The 16,953-nt window shown below is 62.0% G+C and carries 15 protein-coding genes and 1 tRNA gene; 10 read left to right on the forward strand and 6 right to left on the reverse strand.

The window, feature by feature from the left end:
• Window positions 1–161: 161 nt before the first annotated feature.
• Together narL and AC1RQI_RS15305 are read right to left on the reverse strand one after the other, a co-directional pair.
• Complete coding sequence (narL, locus tag AC1RQI_RS15300) at window positions 162–836, reverse strand: two-component system response regulator NarL (RefSeq protein WP_416632599.1); 675 nt, start codon at window positions 834–836, stop codon at window positions 162–164.
• Between the two features lie 37 nt (window positions 837–873).
• Window positions 874–2,724 carry an ATP-binding protein gene (locus AC1RQI_RS15305; RefSeq protein ID WP_481905489.1) on the reverse strand — a complete coding sequence of 617 codons (1,851 nt, stop codon included), beginning with the start codon at window positions 2,722–2,724 and terminating at the stop codon, window positions 874–876.
• Window positions 2,725–2,911: 187 nt separating this feature from the next.
• On the opposite strand from AC1RQI_RS15305, the gene AC1RQI_RS15310 reads away from it, so the two are divergent.
• From AC1RQI_RS15310 to moaA, 8 genes are all read left to right on the forward strand, one after another.
• The gene (locus AC1RQI_RS15310; RefSeq protein WP_481905490.1) at window positions 2,912–3,493 is read left to right on the forward strand and encodes a hypothetical protein; all 582 of its coding nucleotides are present in this window, start codon (window positions 2,912–2,914) and stop codon (window positions 3,491–3,493) included.
• A 156-nt stretch (window positions 3,494–3,649) separates the two neighbouring features.
• Entirely contained in the window at window positions 3,650–7,399 is a 3,750-nt protein-coding gene (locus AC1RQI_RS15315) for a nitrate reductase subunit alpha (RefSeq protein ID WP_481905491.1), read from the forward strand.
• 1 nt (window position 7,400) lies between these two features.
• Window positions 7,401–8,954, forward strand: a complete 1,554-nt coding sequence (narH, locus tag AC1RQI_RS15320; protein WP_481905492.1) for a nitrate reductase subunit beta — start codon at window positions 7,401–7,403, stop codon at window positions 8,952–8,954.
• Window positions 8,955–8,964: 10 nt separating this feature from the next.
• Complete coding sequence (gene narJ, locus AC1RQI_RS15325) at window positions 8,965–9,696, forward strand: nitrate reductase molybdenum cofactor assembly chaperone (protein WP_481905493.1); 732 nt, start codon at window positions 8,965–8,967, stop codon at window positions 9,694–9,696.
• A 17-nt stretch (window positions 9,697–9,713) separates the two neighbouring features.
• Complete coding sequence (narI, locus tag AC1RQI_RS15330) at window positions 9,714–10,397, forward strand: respiratory nitrate reductase subunit gamma (RefSeq protein ID WP_481905494.1); 684 nt, start codon at window positions 9,714–9,716, stop codon at window positions 10,395–10,397.
• 156 nt (window positions 10,398–10,553) lie between these two features.
• Window positions 10,554–11,366 carry a peptidylprolyl isomerase gene (locus AC1RQI_RS15335; RefSeq protein WP_481905495.1) on the forward strand — a complete coding sequence of 271 codons (813 nt, stop codon included), beginning with the start codon at window positions 10,554–10,556 and terminating at the stop codon, window positions 11,364–11,366.
• A gap of 221 nt (window positions 11,367–11,587) precedes the next feature.
• Window positions 11,588–12,034: a hypothetical protein gene (locus AC1RQI_RS15340; protein ID WP_481905496.1), complete on the forward strand. Its 447-nt coding sequence runs from the start codon at window positions 11,588–11,590 to the stop codon at window positions 12,032–12,034.
• A gap of 10 nt (window positions 12,035–12,044) precedes the next feature.
• Window positions 12,045–13,043: a GTP 3',8-cyclase MoaA gene (gene moaA, locus AC1RQI_RS15345; protein WP_481905497.1), complete on the forward strand. Its 999-nt coding sequence runs from the start codon at window positions 12,045–12,047 to the stop codon at window positions 13,041–13,043.
• A gap of 15 nt (window positions 13,044–13,058) precedes the next feature.
• Here moaA and AC1RQI_RS15350 read toward each other — a convergent pair whose 3' ends face one another.
• The 4 genes from AC1RQI_RS15350 to AC1RQI_RS15365 all read right to left on the reverse strand — a co-directional run bounded on the left by AC1RQI_RS15350 (window position 13,059) and on the right by AC1RQI_RS15365 (window position 15,109).
• Entirely contained in the window at window positions 13,059–13,511 is a 453-nt protein-coding gene (locus AC1RQI_RS15350; RefSeq protein ID WP_481905498.1) for an Rrf2 family transcriptional regulator, read from the reverse strand.
• 70 nt (window positions 13,512–13,581) lie between these two features.
• Complete coding sequence (locus AC1RQI_RS15355) at window positions 13,582–13,995, reverse strand: c-type cytochrome (protein ID WP_481905499.1); 414 nt, start codon at window positions 13,993–13,995, stop codon at window positions 13,582–13,584.
• Between the two features lie 65 nt (window positions 13,996–14,060).
• Complete coding sequence (gene bfr, locus AC1RQI_RS15360) at window positions 14,061–14,552, reverse strand: bacterioferritin (RefSeq protein WP_481905500.1); 492 nt, start codon at window positions 14,550–14,552, stop codon at window positions 14,061–14,063.
• A gap of 110 nt (window positions 14,553–14,662) precedes the next feature.
• A complete protein-coding gene (locus AC1RQI_RS15365) occupies window positions 14,663–15,109 on the reverse strand; it encodes a bacterioferritin-associated ferredoxin (protein WP_481905501.1) in 447 nt (148 codons plus the stop codon).
• 18 nt (window positions 15,110–15,127) lie between these two features.
• On the opposite strand from AC1RQI_RS15365, the gene AC1RQI_RS15370 reads away from it, so the two are divergent.
• Window positions 15,128–15,204 (forward strand) — tRNA-Arg (locus AC1RQI_RS15370).
• A gap of 406 nt (window positions 15,205–15,610) precedes the next feature.
• Window positions 15,611–16,750: a DUF6607 family protein gene (locus tag AC1RQI_RS15375; RefSeq protein ID WP_481905502.1), complete on the forward strand. Its 1,140-nt coding sequence runs from the start codon at window positions 15,611–15,613 to the stop codon at window positions 16,748–16,750.
• Window positions 16,751–16,953 lie beyond the last annotated feature (203 nt).

Here is a 16,953-nt window from a genome sequence, read left to right on the forward strand (position 1 = left end):
TTGGTTCGTGTGTAGAGGCTTGAATTCTAACACTTTAAGCCGCTTTTTCCTTCCTTCTCATGAGAAATCCGGGCTAATCCTCAGTCAGGGGAGCAGAGGCATCAACCTCTGCTCCCCTGCGCCGCTCGGGGCACAACGGAATCCACACCCAGAAGTGCGAATCACCCGGATTCAGCGTACCCCTCCTGAACCGCCCAGACGGCGGCCTCAACCCGGGAACGCAGCCCCAGTTTCTTGAGAAGATGCTTAACGTGCACCTTGACGGTGCCCTCGCTGATGTCCAGCCGCCGGGCCACCATCTTGTTGGAGAGGCCTTCGGCGATGTGGCGCAGGATGTCCTTTTCACGCGGCGTCAGGCTGGCGTAATCAGGCCCCTCTGCCTCAGGCGTGGTCTGCTGACGCAGTGCATCGGCCAACAGCGTCGTCAGCCGGTCGCTGACCACGAGCTTACCGACCGCCGCCTGGTGCAGACGCGTCATCAGGTCCTCGGGCTCCATGTCCTTGAGCAGGTAGCCATCGGCCCCCGCGCGCAGCGCCGTGACCACATCGTCCTCGGCATCCGAAACCGTGAAGATCACAATCCGGCCCGGGAAGCCATCCTCGCGCAGTTTGCGCAGCGTTTCATGGCCATCTGTTCCCGGCATGTTCAGGTCCAGCAGGATCAGGTCCGGATCCAGCTCACTGGCAAGGCGTATGCCTTCCTGGGCGTTGCTGGCTTCTCCGGCCAGGGTCATGCTGTCTTCCATTTCCAGCAGCTGGGTAATGCCCCGGCGAAGCAGGGGGTGGTCGTCAATCAGAAGAATCTGTGCTGGCGTGGTTTCTTCTGTCTGGCTCATGTGGCGTCATCCCGTTACTGTTCAATCACCAAAAGGGTCAGGAGGCCTGGATCAGGCCGGAGTTGTTCTGCGGGATCATCAGGCGCACCTCGGCGCCGCCCTCTTCCCGGTTACGCATACTGAGTTCGCCGCCCAATGTCTGGCTGCGGTCGCGCATGATCACAATGCCATAATGGCTTGGCGGCACCCCACCGTCGGGCAACCCCACGCCATTATCCCTCACCACGACCCGCAGCGAGCCATTACTCTGGTACACGCGCACCCAGGCTTCAGTCGCCTGGGAATGCTTGAGCACGTTCGCCAGGGCCTCGCGCACAATCTGCAGCACATGGATCTCCTCATTGGGCGATAACATCCGGGGCGAAAGCTCGTACGTCAATGATACTGGATGGCCAAGCCGGTCGCTGAATTCCGTCACCGTCCGGTTCAGGGCCTCCTCCAGACCGGGCGAATCGAACTGCAACCGGAAGGTCGTGAGCAGTTCACGCAGCTGGCGATAACCATTGTTCAATCCATTGCGCAGTTCCTGAATCACTTCGTCCTCGCGAGGATCCACCTCACGCCCCGAATCCTGCTGGAGCTTCTGCAGCCGGGCCACCTGCATCTTGAGATAGGACAGCGACTGCGCCAGCGAATCATGAAGCTCCCGGGCAATGATGGTGCGCTCCTCCATCAGCGTCAGCCGCTGCTGCTCCGTCATGCGCCGGTTCAGGTAGACGGCGGTACCCAACTGGTCCGCCAGGGTTTCCAGAAGCTGGCGTTCGTGATGCTGCAGGGTCCGCCCCCGTTCGTACCAGACCTCCAGCGTCCCCACCAGATCGTCCCCGGTACGCACCGGCAACAGCAGCCGCTTGCGGTGTTCCTCGGGCTGGTCCTCCAGCGTGTGGCAGCCGGTCAGGCAGGCATCGCAGTTGAAGGACCGACAGTGTTCCGGACGGGCCTCGGCATGGGTGGTAACCGCCTCGAAGGGGGCCTCGTTTTCGCGCTCGTGCAGATAGAGGCTGACCGGTCCAATGCCGAGCAGGCTTTCCAGCTGCTGCAGCAACGGAACAGCCCCCTCGCACAGGTCCGTTGCTCCGTAGAGCGAGCGGCTGGCGCTGTGCAACAGCTGCAGGGCGCGGTGACTGCGCTCCAGTTCATCGGTGCGGGCGGCGGCGCGGGATTCCAGGTCCGCATAGCGCCGCGACAGGGATTCGCTCATCTGGTCAAAGGTTCGGCCAAGCACCGCCAGTTCATCCTGCCCCCGGAAGCCGGTGCGCTGGGAGAAATCCTGGTGCGACGCCGCCCGGGCCATCGCCAGAAGCCTGTTAAGTGGCTCCAGCACCCGCCGGCGCACATCCATGAACAGCACGACGACTACGGCCAGCGTCAGCAGCAGCGACAGAATCTGTACCACGCCCAGAAGCGCAATGCGCGATTCCGCGCGCTCCTCCAGGGCACCCACCAGGCTGTCAACGGCGCCGATGAAAACCCGGGTGTTCTGCAGCGGCATGCCATTGGTACCCGCACCCTGCACAGCGTCTTGATAGGCCGGTCGGATCAACGCAAGCCAGCCCAGGCGGACCCGTTGATAGCGGTCCGTCACGGGGTGCTCCAGCCCCGGCATGGCGCCATTGAGCAATGGGCTTTCCAGACGGTGGGTAATGCGCTCGATCTGGTCCTGGACCGCTTGATCGGACCGGGGGGCGCTATCCGTCTCCGGGCCCGCAAGGGTCACCAGCCTCTGGAGCTCCATGCGCACCAGCCCTGAATGGTTGATCGCCGTGGCGTCACCCCGGGCACTGGCCGAGATCACCAGCGAAACCACGATATTGATCAGTGCCAGAATCACAACGGCGGCGAGGGCTATGCCGATGCGGGCAATCAACGAATCCCTGAAAAGGCGCATAAGGGTCAGAACCTAACGTAATCGGCAAGACTGCGGGAACCGGTGTACACCGAAAGTAATAGACATACTACACCAATTCAACAACCAGATACCTCCATTGACATTTTGACCGGATCAGCTGCTAAGCGGAAACTCAGGAACCGGAAACGGAAGTCATCATCCGCCTAATCGCGAGGTCGAGAATCCCATGCAGCCCGCTGGCCAAGACTGGAACCTGTCCAGTTCCCTGCCGCTGGCCACCCTGGTAATGGCGTTGGCTGCGGGCAGCTGGGGCGTTTTCGCAGCACTGGTAACCCTGGTATCACAGACCTTTGAGCTGAGCGCGCCCCAGTTCGGGCTCACACTGGCAGTGCCGGCCTTTGTCAGCACCCTGCTGGTGTGGCCGCTTTACCGCTGGGCCGTCCACGCCGCCAACCCTGGCACGGTGCTGCTGGTGGTCTTCCTGGCCCTGACGCCGTCGCTCGCCGGCCTGTCGCTGGCAACCCGGTTCAGCCACCTGCTTCTGGTGGGCGCTGGACTGGGGCTGGTTCCCGGCTGCTTTGCCATCGGACTCGTCTACCTGCGCAGGCTCACCCTTATCCCTTGCCGCATTCTCGCCACGGGCCTGCTCACGCTTTGCCTGCTGGGGATCGTGTTTGCGTATGCCTCCACCCCCCTGATCTCCGAAGCGTTCGGCTGGCGCTTCACGCCGCTGATGAGCATCGGGCTGATCGTCATCGCCGCCAGTCTTCTCGCCACCCTTGGGGAAGCACCTGAAAACAACGTGTAACCCGGCCCTATCCCTTGGGGGGTAGAGCCCGGTTATCTCGGGGTATCCATGCAGACCTGATACTTCTTATTGGCCAGAATAGGGACCATCAGCCTGAAGCATTGAGAAAGCTCAACATTCAGGCAGCGCGGACAGGGCAACCCTGAGGAGATCAAGATGAGTAACTTTCTGGACCGACTGACGTTCTTCAAGCGCCAGAGGGCCCCTTTTTCCGACGGCCACGGTGTGACCGTTGACGAGGACCGGCGCTGGGAGGACGGTTACCGCTCGCGCTGGCAGCACGACAAGGTGGTTCGCTCCACCCATGGTGTGAACTGCACCGGCTCGTGCTCCTGGAAGATCTACGTCAAGAACGGGCTGGTCACCTGGGAAACCCAGCAGACCGACTACCCGCGCACGCGCCCGGGCCTGCCCAACCACGAGCCGCGCGGCTGCGCCCGGGGTGCCAGCTTCTCCTGGTACATCTACAGCGCCAACCGGCTCAAGCATCCCATGGTACGCCGCCACTTGGTGGAACTCTGGCGCGATGCGAAGAAGCAGCACAATGATCCGGTGGAAGCCTGGGCCTCCATTGTCCAGGATCCGCAGAAGGCCCACGCCTACAAGTCCCGCCGGGGCCTGGGCGGTTTCATCCGCGCCGACTGGACGGAAGTTCAGGAAATCATCGCCGCCGCCAACGTCTACACCGCTCGCGACTACGGCCCTGACCGGATCATCGGCTTCTCCCCGATCCCGGCCATGTCCATGGTCTCCTACGCGGCCGGCACCCGCTACCTGTCGCTGATCGGCGGCGTCTGCATGAGCTTTTACGACTGGTACTGCGACCTGCCCCCCGCCTCTCCCCAGACCTGGGGCGAGCAGACGGACGTGCCCGAGTCCGCAGACTGGTTCAACTCCACCTTCCTGATGATGTGGGGCTCCAACGTGCCGCAGACGCGGACACCGGATGCCCACTACATGACCGAGGCCCGTTACCGGGGCACCAAGACCGTCACCGTCACCCCGGACTACTCCGAGGCCTCCAAGTTCGGCGACATCTGGCTCAACCCCAAGCAGGGCACCGACTCCGCCCTGGCAATGGCCCTGGGCCACGTCATCCTCAAGGAATGGCACGTCGAGGGTAAGAGCGACTACTTCGACGACTACGTCCGCCGCTACACCGACCTGCCCTACCTGGTCCTTCTGGACGAAGAAAACGGCAACACCGTCCCCGGGCGCTTCCTGCGTGCCTCGGACCTGGCGAACGATCTGGGCGAGGATGACAACGCCGACTGGAAAACCATTGCCTGGGACGACAACAGCAACAACCTGGTCGCACCTACCGGTTCCATCGGCTTCCGCTGGACCGAAAGCAAGGGCAAGTGGAACCTGGAGCAGAAGACCGGCGACGGCAACGACATCCACCTGCGCCTGACCCATATTGAGCAGTCCGACGATGTAACCGAGGTGGCTTTCCCCTATTTCGGGGGCGGCGGCAACCCGCACTTCTCCCACACCAGCCATGATCCGGTCCAGCAGCGTCGCGTACCGATCCGCACCATCACCCTGGCCGACGGCAGCACCGCTCGCGTGGCCAGCGTCTTCGACCTGATGGTGGCCAACTACGGCATTGACCGGGGGTTGGGTGGCGACCACGTGGCCAGCTCCTACGATGACGACGTGCCCTACACCCCGGCCTGGCAGGAAGCCATCACCGGCGTGCCGCGCGAGAAGGTCATCACCGTGGCGCAGCAGTTCGCGGAGAACGCCCATAAGACCCAGGGCAAGTCCATGATCATCATCGGCGCCGCCATGAACCACTGGTACCACATGGACATGAACTACCGGGGCGTCATCAAGATGCTGATGATGTGCGGTTGCATCGGCGTCTCCGGCGGTGGCTGGGCCCACTACGTGGGGCAGGAAAAGCTGCGCCCGCAGACCGGCTGGGCACCCGTGGCATTCGCCATGGACTGGCACCGTCCGCCGCGGCACATGAACTCCACCTCCTTCTTCTACAACCACACCAGCCAGTGGCGCCACGAGACGGTCAGCATGGAGGAGATCCTGTCACCGCTGGTCAACGCCGATGACTGGAACGGCTCCATGATCGACTACAACGTGCGCGCCGAGCGCATGGGCTGGCTGCCCTCCGCGCCGCAGCTGTCGCGCAACCCGCTGCAGGTGGCACGCGAGGCCAAGCAGGCCGGCATGGAGATCAAGGACTACATCGTGCAGTCCCTGCGCGACGGCAGCCTGCAGTTCGCCAGCGAGGACCCGGACAACCCGGCCAACTTCCCGCGCAACATGTTCGTCTGGCGCTCCAACCTGCTGGGCTCCTCGGGCAAGGGCCACGAGTATTTCCTCAAGTACCTGCTGGGGACCGAGACCGGCCTTCAGGGCAAGGATCTGGACAGCATCCCCAACGCCGAGAAGCCCGAGGAAGTGCAGTGGCGCGACGCGGCCACCGGCAAGCTGGACCTGCTGACCACTCTGGACTTCCGGATGTCGACCACTTGCATGTACTCGGACATCGTGCTGCCGACCGCCACCTGGTACGAAAAGCACGACATGAACACCTCCGACATGCACCCCTTCATCCACCCGCTGACCGCGGCCGTGGATCCGGCCTGGGAGTCGCGTTCCGACTGGGACATCTACCGCGGCATCGCCAAGAAGTTCTCGGAGCTCTGCCAGGGTCACCTCGGCGAGGAAACCGACGTAACCACCCTGCCGCACATCCACGACACCCCGGCGGAAATGGCCCAGCCCAAGGACGTGAAAGACTGGAAGAAAGGTGAGTGCGAGCCCATTCCCGGCAAGACCATGCCCAACATGGTGCCGGTGGAGCGCAACTACCCCGAGACCTACAACCGCTTCACGGCCCTCGGTCCGCTCATGGACAACGCGGGCAATGGTGGCAAGGGCATTACCTGGAAAACCCAGGACGAGGTCGAGTTCCTGGGCGACCTCAACGGCCGCGTGACCGAGAACGTCAGCACCAAGGGCCGGCCCAAGATCCGCACGGCGGTCAATGCCTGCGAAACCATCCTGAGCCTGGCCCCTGAGACCAACGGTCATGTGGCGGTGCGTGCCTGGGATGCGCTGAGCGAGCAGACCGGTCGCGAGCACGCGCACCTGGCGCGCTCCCATGAAGGCGAGACCATCCGCTTCAACGACATCGTGGCCCAGCCGCGCAAGATCATCTCCTCGCCCACCTGGTCGGGTGTGGAATCGGACAAGGTCAGCTATAACGCCGGCTGGACCAACGTCAACGAGCTGATCCCCTGGCGGACCCTCACCGGGCGCCAGCAGTTCTACCAGGATCATCTGTGGATGCGCGCCTTCGGCGAGACCCTGTGCGTGTACAAGCCGCCGATCGACATGAAGACGATCGACCCGATCATGAACAAGAAGGGCAACGGCAACACCGAGATCGTGCTCAACTTCATTACCCCGCACCAGAAGTGGGGCATCCACAGCACCTACACGGACAACCTGCTGATGCTCACGCTCTCGCGCGGCGGCCCGATCGTCTGGATGAGCGAGACCGACGCGGCCAAGGCCGGGGTCGAGGACAACGACTGGATCGAGGCGTTCAACGTCAACGGCGCCATCACCGCGCGGGCCGTGGTGAGTCAACGGGTGCCCGAGGGCATGTCGATGATGTACCACGCCCAGGAGAAGATTGTGAACACGCCCGGATCCGAGATCACCGGCAACCGCGGCGGCATTCACAACTCCGTGACGCGGGCCGTGCTCAAGCCGACGCACATGATCGGCGGCTACGCCCAGCAGAGCTATTTCTTCAACTACCACGGAACCGTGGGTTCCAACCGCGACGAGTTCATCGTCGTCCGGAAGATGAGCAACGTCGACTGGATGGACGAGGAATCGGGCGATGCCATGCGGACAGAGGGGGCATGACATGAGGATACGCGCACAGATCGGCAAGGTGTTGAACCTGGACAAGTGCATCGGGTGCCACACCTGCTCGGTAACCTGCAAGAACGTCTGGACCTCCCGCGAGGGCATGGAATACGCCTGGTTCAACAACGTCGAGACCAAGCCCGGCGTGGGCTATCCCAAGGAATGGGAGAATCAGGAGCGCTGGAAGGGCGGCTGGAAGCGTCTCGACGACGGCAGCATCCAGCCCCGCATCGGCGGGCGCTGGCGGGTGCTGGCGAACATTTTCGCCAACCCGGACATGCCGGCCATCGATGACTATTACGAGCCCTTCGACTTCGACTACGCGCACCTGCAGAAAGCGGGAGACGCCAAGACCATGCCCACGGCTCGGCCACGCTCACTGCTGACCGGCAAGCGCATGGAAAAGATCGAATGGGGCCCGAACTGGGAGGAGATCCTGGGCACGGAATTCAAGCACCGTTCGAAGGACTACAACTTCGAGGGCGTGCAGAAGGAGATCTACGGCCAGTTCGAGAACACCTTCATGATGTACCTGCCCCGGCTGTGCGAGCACTGCCTCAACCCCACCTGCGTGGCCTCCTGCCCCAGCGGTGCCATCTACAAGCGGGAAGAGGACGGCATCGTACTGATCGACCAGGACAAGTGCCGCGGCTGGCGCATGTGCGTCTCCGGCTGCCCGTACAAGAAGATCTACTACAACTGGAAGTCCGGCAAGTCCGAGAAGTGCACCTTCTGCTACCCGCGCATTGAGGTGGGCCAGCCCACGGTGTGCTCCGAGACCTGTGTGGGCCGGATCCGCTACCTGGGTGTGATGCTCTACGACGCCGACCGCATTGAGGAGGCCGCGAGCACGCCCAACGAGCAGGATCTGTACGAAGCCCAGATGGACGTCTTCCTGGACCCGAACGATCCGGAGATCATCGCCGAGGCACGCCGCCAGGGCATCCCGGACGACTGGCTCGAAGCGGCGCAGAACTCCCCGGTCTACAAGATGGCCATGGAGTGGAAGGTCGCTTTCCCGCTGCACCCGGAATACCGGACACTGCCCATGGTGTGGTACGCCCCGCCGCTGTCGCCCATCCAGTCCGCTGCCGAGGCTGGCAGGATCGGCTACAACGGCGCCATCCCGGATGTGGACCAGCTGCGCATCCCCGTGCGCTACCTGGCCAACATGCTCACCGCCGGCGAAGAAGCGCCCATCACCCAGGCCCTGGAACGGATGTTGGCCATGCGGGCCTTCATGCGCGGGCGCAACGTGGACGGCATTGAGAACACCGAAGTGCTGGAACGGGTCGGACTGGATGTGGAAACGGTCGAGCAGATGTTCCGCTACATGGCCATCGCCGACTACGAGGATCGCTTTGTGATCCCGACCAACAAGCGCGAATACGCCGAATCCATCTACGACGGCCAGACCGAGCGTGGCGGCTGCGGCTTCAGCTTCGGCAGCGGCTGCAACGCCGGGGGTGGCGACGACGCCGACGTGTTCGGCGGCAAGCCCAACAACAAGCGCAACTTCTTTTCCGTGCGCGTTGAGAAGATGGGCAACTGAGGAGGTCACCATGAAGACACTGCGAGCCATTGCCCACCTTATGGCCTATCCCACGGCCCCCATGCAGGAGGCCCTGCCGGAACTGGCCGAGGTCATCCGCAGCGAACCGCGCCTCGGGGAAGCCCCCCGGGACGCGCTCCTGGCACTCATTGATGAGCTGGCGGAACGCCCCCTGGGTGAGATCCAGGAAGACTACGTCAGCCTCTTCGACCGCGGGCGCCACCTGTCGCTGCATCTGTTCGAACACGTGCACGGCGAATCCCGGGACCGTGGCCAGGCCATGGTCGACCTGATGGAACACTACCGCCTGCACGGCTACGAACTCGACGCCCGGGAACTGCCGGACTACATCCCGCTTTTTCTGGAATACCTCTCCACCCAGGACGAAACCGAGATCACCGACATGCTCGGTGACGCCATGCCCGTCTTGGTCCTGCTCGGCGCCCGCCTGGAAGAAAAGGAATCCCGCTATGCCGCCCTCTTCCAGGCCCTGGAAGTCATCGGCGGCAGCTGCGAGCAGGCCCGGGACATGCGCGAGCTGGCCGCCAACGAGGGCCCGGATGAATCCATCACCAAGATGGACGAGATCTGGGAAGAGGAACAGGTCACCTTCCTCGGCAACAACGACCCGGCCGGCGGCGGCTGCGGCAACACCAGCCCCAGCGCCGCCACCACACCAACGGACGAGATCCCTGTGCGCTGGGTGGACAACCCGGGCGCCCAGGCCGCCGGCCAACGCTGATCCAGGGGAGAAACACCATGGAAACCTACATCAATCAACTGATCTTCGGCGTCGGCCCCTATCTGGCCGGCACCATCTTCCTGCTCGGCAGCTTCCTGCGGTATGAACGCGGGCAGTACACCTGGCGGGCCATGTCCAGCCAGAGCCTGAACAACCCGCCGGCGTTCCGCTGGGCCAGTATCGCCTTCCACGTGGGCATCCTGCTGCTGTTCTTCGGCCATCTCTTTGGCCTGCTCACACCGACGGTACTCTACACCTCCCTGGGCCTGAGTCCGGGCGCAAAGCAGATCATGGCCATGGTCGCCGGTGGCATCTTCGGCCTGCTGTGCTTCGCTGGTCTCACCTACCTGGTGTACCGGCGCCTGTTCAACGCCCGCGTACGGGCCAACAGCAGCCCCATGGACACCTTCATCATCTGCCTGATCTACCTGCAGCTGATCACCGGCCTGTGTACCCTGTTCGTCTCCATGGACCACCTGGACGGCGCCGTCATGCTCGAACTCGCCCACTGGGCCCAGGGCATCGTCACCTTCCAGGCCGGCGCATGGCATTACATCGTGGACGTGCACTGGATCTACAAGACCCACATCTTCCTCGGCCTGCTCATGTTCACCGCTTTCCCGTTCAGCCGGCTGGTGCACATCTGGAGCTGGCCGGTGGAATACGTGGCCCGGCGGTACCAGATCGTAAGGCCGCAGTGATCGGACTCTTTCCAGTGGGTCGACAGGAGCCGGGGATGCTTTCCGGGAACCGCCACAAGTACATCCGTGTAGGCTACGCGGTGGCCATCCCTGGCCACCGAGTTTCCCTCCAAGCATCCCCGGCTCCTGCCGCCCCAATCGAACCCCGGAGGTAGCATGCAAGCCATCCCCATTCAGCAAGTCGCCGGTGGCGAAATCCTGGTTAACGGTCGCACTATTACCGAAGATGCCATTGATCAGGAAGTCCAATATCATCCGGCATCATCGCTCCAGGAAGCCCGAAAAGAAGCGGCACGCGCTCTGTCTATCCGCACGATGCTGATTACAGAAGCCGAACGCCAGGGCATCACCGGCGAAGACCGCCAGACCGCGGAAACCCAGGAAGAAGCCCAGATCCGCCAGCTCCTCGACCAGGAACTGGACAACCCGGAACCGGACGACACCGCCTGCCGGCAGTATTACGAAAGCAACCGCGAACGCTTCCGCTCACCCAGCCGGTACCACGTCTCGCACGTTTTCCGCCCGGCCCCGGCCGACGACGCCGACGCCCGCGTCGCCGCCCGGGAGCGCTGCCGGCGCATCATCCGCGTCTGCCAGGCCGACCCCAGCCGCTTTACACGGCTCGCGTTCAAGCACTCCAAATGCCCCTCCGCCGAAGCCGGCGGGGACATGGGCACCGTCGGCCCGGGGGACACCTCACACGACTTCGAAAAGGCCCTGGACCGCCTTCCCGAAGGCGAACTCTCCACTCATCCACTGGAAACCCGCTACGGCTTCCATGTGGTCTGGCTGCACGAACGCCAACGCGGCGACCAGCTGCCCTATGAAGCCGTGAAGGACAAAATCGCCACCTATCTGAAGGAATCCGTCTGGCGCCGCTCCGTCAGCCAGTACCTCCAGATCCTGGCCGGGCGCTCCAGAATCGAGGGCATTGACCTCAGCGGAGCCGATAACCCATTGGTACAGTAGTGGAAGAAATGTTGGGATCAGGAGAGGCACAGAGGCCGCGACCAGCAGGAGTTCCGAAGCATTGATGTGGGGGATCCCTTTCAGGGAGGCTCGATGGCAGGGATGCCATCGCGCCAGCGCCCAGGGATGGGTTCACAGCGGTCCCTGAAAGGGATCCCCCGCAGCAATGCCGGCAGCAGCCCCAAAGGCTGGTGACAAACGCAGAACACAGAGGCATCCAGATGGCGGTAGAAACCTTCACCCCCGAACCAAGAATCACCACCTTCGACGACCTGGCCCGAATGTCCGAAATGGACGGCCCCGGCACCAAGCTCCTGGTCGTACTCATCCACGTCCAGCGCCTGCAGGAACAAACCGCCAGCGGTGAAGCCACTGAAATGGATGATCAGGGCACCCTCATGCCCCTGATGGTCCGCGACTTCCCCTTGACACCCGAGACCCGCCTCAAGGACATTGTGGAAGAAGCGGACCAGGTCAGCACCAACTGGGAATTCCTGATGACCGCCGTCCTCCCCGGACGCAACGGCGCGCCCCTGCCCGAGGACGAGACCGAACAACACCTCACCCGCATGGCCCAGACCCTCACAACCGGTGAAAACCTGGAGCAGTTCGCCATCTTCACGCGCGACGGCGAACCGGTCCAGCTCCAGGCCATGAGCGAGCAGTAAGGAGAACACGATGTCCGAACCGCAAAAAGCACTGGTCGACCAGTTCGGGCGCACCATCACCTATGTGCGCATCTCCGTGACCGACCGCTGTGACTTCCGCTGCGTCTACTGCATGAGCGAGGACATGGAATTCCTGCCGCGCCAGCAGGTACTCAGCCTGGAAGAGATCGCGCGCATTGCCCGCATCTTTCACGAGCTCGGTGTTGAAAAGATCCGCCTGACCGGCGGCGAACCGCTGGTGCGCAAGGACATCCTGAAACTGGTCCAGGACATCGGCAGCCTGGGCCTCAACGACCTGGCGATGACCACCAATGGCAGCCAACTCCCACACATGGCCCAGGACCTGCAGGCTGCCGGGATGGACCGGCTCAACATCAGCCTCGATTCACTGGATGCGGACAAGTTCCGCGCGATTACGCGCACCGGCGACCTCAACAGGGTCATCAAGGGCATTGATGCCGCCGTCGACGCCGGCTTCAAGGGCATCAAGCTCAACAGCGTCATCATGAAGAACCGCAACGACCATGAAGTGCTCGACCTGGTCGATTTCGCCCGTTCCCGCGGCATCGATATCAGCTTCATTGAGGAAATGCCCCTGGGTGAGATCTCCGACCACACCCGGGACGAGACGTTCTGTTCCAGTGATGAGGTGCGCGAGATCATTGAACAGCGCTATGCCCTGATCCCCAGCACCGCGGACACTGGCGGGCCCTCACGCTACTTCCAGATGCCGGACTCACCAAGCAAGGTAGGCTTCATCTCCCCCCACACCCACAACTTCTGCGGCGACTGCAACCGTGTACGCCTGACCGTCGAAGGCCGGCTGCTGCTGTGCCTCGGCAATGAACACTCAAAGGACCTTAAGGGACTGATGCGGCGCTACCCCGAGGACGACGAGCCCATTCGGGAGGCCATTATCAGCGCCATGGACCTGAAGCCGAAGGAGCACCACTTCACCACAGACGGGGATGTTCAGATTCTGCGGTTCATGAACATGACGGGTGGCTGAGCACCGCCCGGTCTTCTAGGCCGAGTCCTCAACGGGAATGTTGAGAAGCCGGATCAAGTGCGGGGCGTCCTTCTCCGGGACGATATCAGCGAGGGTATAGCGATCCAGGGTCGCCAGGAACGCATCCAGAGCCTCGCCCAGTATCCCTTTGAGCGAGCACACCGGTGATATGACACAGGTATTATTCGGCCCGAAACACTCCACCAGATCCAGATCAGGCTCCATCTCCCGCACCAGCACGCCCAGATTGATGTCCGCCGCATTCTGGCGGAGACGGATCCCCCCCTTCTTGCCACGGACGCTATCCAGATAGCCCTTACGGGTAAGCTGGTGGACCACCTTCATCAGATGGTTCTTGGAGATCTGGTACCGGTCAGCAACTTCCTGAATGGTCGCCAACCGGTCACCCTGAACAGAAACGTAGATCAGGACGCGAAGGGAATAGTCCGTATAACCGGTTATGCGCATTGACTGCTCTCGAATGCCTCAGACAACAACACCCGGCACCCGAATCCCTTTTGGAGGAAGCTCGACCGGATTATTTGCTCTCCGCAACCATGTAATCGACGGCGTTCTGGACTTCTTCATCCGAACAGTCGCCACAACCACCCTTGGCCGGCATGGCATTGAAACCATTGATCGCGTGCTTGTAGAGCGTTTCCTTGCCCTTACTGATGCGATCCCCCCAGGCTCCGGAATCACCAAACTTGGGCGCGCCCGCAGCACCGGAGTCGTGGCACGCTGAGCAGGCGGCGGTGTAAACTTCCTCGCCGCCCCGGGGCCCACTGGACTGCTGCTGCATCTGCTGCCCTTCCTGACCCGCAATGTTCACATTGCCGGCGGGCTCGATGCGTTCCCGGATCTGATCCTCAACGGCCGCCAGGGTGAGCGCGGAACCGCCCAACGCTGCAATAAGGCCGAGACTTGCGAAAGTACGGGTCAGCTTGTTCATTACCACACCTCAATCGTCAGAAGCGCCCCTATTATACCCGCTCCCGACCGATGATACGACCCTCCTTATTCGCCGCCTTCCTCAGCGGTACCACTGGACTGCAGCTGGCAGTAGTTCTCGATGCCCATGCGGTCGATCATATCAAGCTGCGTCTCGAGGAAGTCCACGTGGCCTTCTTCTTCCGACAGCAGCGACGCCAGCAGATCCCGGGAACCGTAATCCTGAACGGACTCGGCCTGCTGGATGCCCGCCCGGTAGATGGCGATGCCGTCGTGCTCCGCCTTAAGGTCACACTCAAGGATTTCCTTGACGTTCTCGCCAATCAACAGCTTGTTGAGATCCTGCAGGTTGGGCAGCCCACCCAGAAACAGGATACGCTCGATCAGCCGATCGGCGTGCTTCATCTCGTCGATGGATTCGTCGTACTCAATCTGGCCGAGCTTGTCGATGCCCCAATCCTTGAGCATGCGCGCGTGTAGAAAATACTGGTTAATCGCGGTCAGCTCCGCCGCAAGTGCCTGATTCAGATACTGGATGACCTGCTTGTCGCCTTTCATGGTGAATCTCCCGTGGTCGGTGTGCCTCTGTGATGACACAAAGTTAGCACACACGTGTCACGGGCGGCCAGCCAATCACAGAGGCTGCCGGTCACGGGAACAGCGGGTTGTTACGCTGGGCGTGCCAGCGCGTTGAGCAGATCCAGGTCCACGCTCTCCCGGTGCTCGTTCAGAATATCCCGGGCCATGGTTCCACACCGACCACACTCGGTGGCGACCCCTAGCTCGTTCCGGAGCTGACGCATGCTGGAGCAGCCATCCTCAACCGCCCGGCGAATTTCGTGATCAGTAATTTGGTTGCAGACACAGACGTACATGACAACTCCTGCATAGCAGCTAACGAGCACCTTAATGCTAATTATTCTTATTTGCCCGAAAGAATGCAAGTGTTTTGTGTAAAAAATGTTCTCATCAACCACGGGCAGGCGGACCCAGCGGCCCTTGAACACTGAAATGGCCGCGGGGGATGGACGCACGGGCCCAAGGCCCTTATCATACGAGCCCTGTTTCGGTGGAGTGCTCACAAGGCGCCAGCCACCGACCGACGCCGGAGCCATCCATTCCGGTGTCACCCACCGCCCGTAGCTCAGCTGGATAGAGCGCTGCCCTCCGGAGGCAGAGGTCATAGGTTCGAATCCTATCGGGCGGGCCATATTCCATAAAAAAGCCCACCTCTGCGTGGGCTTTTTTATTTCATGGACTTGGCTTGCCCCCAGCGTTATAGAACTTTTCTTCCAACACAGACCGCCAAAGTAGTCACACCCAGATACCAACGATCAAGACCGCAAGCAGGCCCCACCCGAAAACCATGATAAGAACACCATCCGGTGGTCGTGCTATACCCGAGCCTGCCGTGTAGTGCCGGGCATGTTCAATTCCCATCGGAACAGTTGCCCCCAACACAAGAAGTGAGATAAACAGGGCCGCTCCCATTCCCGGCCAACGATGCCGTTTCGCCCCACCAAGGCGCTGCGCATGGAGCTAGGTGCCAGAGAGGATCAGGCCTGACAGGGCGAGACCAAAGACCGGCGCCGCCCTAACACCGGAGGCCGTTAACCATGCTCAAATACGCAGGACGATTACTGCTTATTACCGGGCTTTTTCTCATGTCAGCCAGCGCGGTCCTCGCTTCGGAGCAGGAAAACAACAACGGAGACTGCGAACCCCGCTACGTGTTCAGCCGGACCCTTGACGAATGCCCTCAGTCTCCCAGGGGTGGAACATCCGAAGGAGCCCCCGTAACGCTCGTGGAAACGCCCACGGACCAGTGGGAGAAGCTTCGCGCCCCAGATCTGGATACAAAAGAGCGTGACCGTCGTGCCATCCTGGCGATGGCGGGGGAATACCGGGCGGATTTCGAGTTCCTGGAAACCCAGTCCTTCCCAACCGATTATGAGCTTGCCCGCCCCTATCACAGCTGGGCAACGGAAAAAGTGTACGTTATCGCCAACGAGGAGGACCTCATCAGCCTCCAGCACATCATGGTCATGTACTTCCAGAAGGACGGGGAAACCCATGGCCCGATGGTGATGAAACACTGGCGCCAGGACTGGCGCTACGAGGACACATCCATCCTCCAGTACCGAGGAGAAGGCGTCTGGCAAACCCGCGAGCTTGAGCCGGAAACGGTCGACGGGACCTGGTCACAGACCGTCTACCAGGTGGATGACTCGCCACGTTACGCCTCCTTCGGCCAGTGGGAGCACAACGGCAGTTTCTCGCGCTGGACCAGCCAGACCACCTGGCGCCCGCTGCCAAGACGTGAGCACAGCGTTCGCAGCGACTACGACGTGCTGGAGGGGGTCAACCGCCACATCATAACGCCATCCGGCTGGTACCATGAGCAGGACAATCTCAAGCTCCGGCTGGAGGCGCCCGGCCAGCCCTCCGACTCACCCTATCTGGCGCGCGAGCAGGGTCTGAACCAGTACACGCCCATACGCGATGTCGGCTTCGAGGCGGGTGAAGAGTACTGGGAAGAGACGGCTGCATTCTGGGCGGAGGTGCGTGCCGAGTGGCGCAGGGTCATCCGCGAGCATGATCGGTTCAGGCTGAACCGTGGGCACGATGGTGAGAACCTTTTCCAGGCGATGTTCGATCTTGCTGATCGCTTCCGTCAAGGGGCGTTCGGCAAGGAAGAAGCTCAGGAACAGATTCGCAATCGCCTGAAGGCCCACCTCAACCAATCCTCTTCCTGACAGACCAAACTGGGAGCGCACCAGTGCTCCACCCCCTGCACTCCGCTGGGTGCAAACGGCTTGTCCACAAATCAACGGCATAGCCAATTCAATCCTATTGCACACTGTCGCGCGACGCGCTACAGTGTGTTAGTGGCCAATTAAAATGACCCACTACTGGCCATTAATTTTGACCCACCTCCGGGTGGCCGTCAGGCCACAGA

The organism is Salicola sp. AFF1, assembly GCF_056783195.1.

Excerpts from the sequence above, each read along its gene's own strand:
- narL (WP_416632599.1), bottom strand. The coding sequence starts at position 836 with ATGAGCCAGACAGAAGAAACCACGCCAGCACAGATTCTTCTGATTGAC.
- AC1RQI_RS15305 (WP_481905489.1), bottom strand. The coding sequence starts at position 2,724 with ATGCGCCTTTTCAGGGATTCGTTGATTGCCCGCATCGGCATAGCCCTC.
- AC1RQI_RS15310 (WP_481905490.1), top strand. The coding sequence starts at position 2,912 with ATGCAGCCCGCTGGCCAAGACTGGAACCTGTCCAGTTCCCTGCCGCTG.
- AC1RQI_RS15315 (WP_481905491.1), top strand. The coding sequence starts at position 3,650 with ATGAGTAACTTTCTGGACCGACTGACGTTCTTCAAGCGCCAGAGGGCC.
- narH (WP_481905492.1), top strand. The coding sequence starts at position 7,401 with ATGAGGATACGCGCACAGATCGGCAAGGTGTTGAACCTGGACAAGTGC.
- narJ (WP_481905493.1), top strand. The coding sequence starts at position 8,965 with ATGAAGACACTGCGAGCCATTGCCCACCTTATGGCCTATCCCACGGCC.
- narI (WP_481905494.1), top strand. The coding sequence starts at position 9,714 with ATGGAAACCTACATCAATCAACTGATCTTCGGCGTCGGCCCCTATCTG.
- AC1RQI_RS15335 (WP_481905495.1), top strand. The coding sequence starts at position 10,554 with ATGCAAGCCATCCCCATTCAGCAAGTCGCCGGTGGCGAAATCCTGGTT.
- AC1RQI_RS15340 (WP_481905496.1), top strand. The coding sequence starts at position 11,588 with ATGGCGGTAGAAACCTTCACCCCCGAACCAAGAATCACCACCTTCGAC.
- moaA (WP_481905497.1), top strand. The coding sequence starts at position 12,045 with ATGTCCGAACCGCAAAAAGCACTGGTCGACCAGTTCGGGCGCACCATC.
- AC1RQI_RS15350 (WP_481905498.1), bottom strand. The coding sequence starts at position 13,511 with ATGCGCATAACCGGTTATACGGACTATTCCCTTCGCGTCCTGATCTAC.
- AC1RQI_RS15355 (WP_481905499.1), bottom strand. The coding sequence starts at position 13,995 with ATGAACAAGCTGACCCGTACTTTCGCAAGTCTCGGCCTTATTGCAGCG.
- bfr (WP_481905500.1), bottom strand. The coding sequence starts at position 14,552 with ATGAAAGGCGACAAGCAGGTCATCCAGTATCTGAATCAGGCACTTGCG.
- AC1RQI_RS15365 (WP_481905501.1), bottom strand. The coding sequence starts at position 15,109 with ATGGCTCCGGCGTCGGTCGGTGGCTGGCGCCTTGTGAGCACTCCACCG.
- AC1RQI_RS15375 (WP_481905502.1), top strand. The coding sequence starts at position 15,611 with ATGCTCAAATACGCAGGACGATTACTGCTTATTACCGGGCTTTTTCTC.